Source organism: Stenotrophomonas sp. SrG, from assembly GCF_050031795.1.
Classification (GTDB): Bacteria; Pseudomonadota; Gammaproteobacteria; order Xanthomonadales; family Xanthomonadaceae; genus Stenotrophomonas; species Stenotrophomonas rhizophila_A.
In genome coordinates this window covers 1-249 of sequence record NZ_JBNBBE010000661.1, presented here as the reverse complement: position 1 = coordinate 249, position 249 = coordinate 1, and the positions used below count along the sequence as shown (strand labels likewise).

Below are 249 nucleotides of genomic sequence, written 5' to 3'. Positions count from 1 at the left end.
TTCGAACGTCGTCCTGTCGACCCCGACCGGGACGGGCAAGTCGCTCGTCGCGGTCGCGGCGCACGCCGCGGCGCTCTCGCGAGGAGGGCGCTCGTACTACACGGCGCCGATCAAGGCGCTCGTGAGCGAGAAGTTCTTCGCCCTCGTCGACATCTTCGGGGCGGCGAACGTCGGCATGGTCACCGGCGACTCGTCGGTCAACCCCGATGCGCCCATCATCTGCTGCACCGCCGAGATCCTCGCGAACCT

General features: G+C 68.7%; 1 protein-coding gene. It reads left to right on the top strand.

Annotated elements, in window-relative coordinates:
- Positions 1-249, top strand: a 249-nt coding sequence (locus ACQG3P_RS21220) for a DEAD/DEAH box helicase (protein WP_426806155.1), incomplete at both ends; no start/stop codon positions are given.